Source organism: Shewanella sp. 10N.286.51.B2, assembly GCF_041469265.1.
GTDB lineage: Bacteria > Pseudomonadota > Gammaproteobacteria > Enterobacterales > Shewanellaceae > Shewanella.
Genome location: NZ_JBFRKH010000108.1, coordinates 1 through 539 on the forward strand (window position 1 = coordinate 1; position 539 = coordinate 539).

1 protein-coding gene is annotated in these 539 nt (G+C 45.6%); it reads left to right on the forward strand.

The window, feature by feature from the left end; genetic code table 11:
* A partial coding sequence (locus tag AB4140_RS19535; RefSeq protein WP_372002291.1) for a VCBS domain-containing protein occupies positions 1-539 on the forward strand: 539 nt, incomplete at both ends.

Below are 539 nucleotides of genomic sequence, written 5' to 3' on the forward strand. Positions count from 1 at the left end.
CATCAAGGACAACTGCATGTCGATGGCGCCCTCACCGTAACCGATGTAGATTCAGGACAAAACCAATTCCAGGCCACAGTGCAACAAGGTCAATTTGGCACTCTGAGTATCAATAGTTTAGGCCATTGGACTTACACCGCTGATAACTCGCAGCCGAACATTCAAGGCCTGAAAACAGGCGAATCATTAACGGATACTCTCATAGTTCATTCAGTCGATGGCACTGAGCAGAAAGTCACTGTCACCATTAATGGCACTGATGATAAAGCCGTGGTTGCGGGCACCTCAACCGCCAGCTTAACCGAAGATAAAGATGTTCATTCAGGTCAGCTCCGAGTTGATGGCGCCCTCACTGTTACTGATGTAGATAACGGTAAAAATCAATTCCAAGCCACCTCATTACAAGGTCAGTTTGGTACTCTATCAATCAATGAATTAGGTCACTGGACTTACACCGCTGATAACAGTCAAAATGCTATTCAAAGTCTGAAAACGGGTGAGTCACTTACCGATACAGTATTAGTTCACTCGGTTGACGG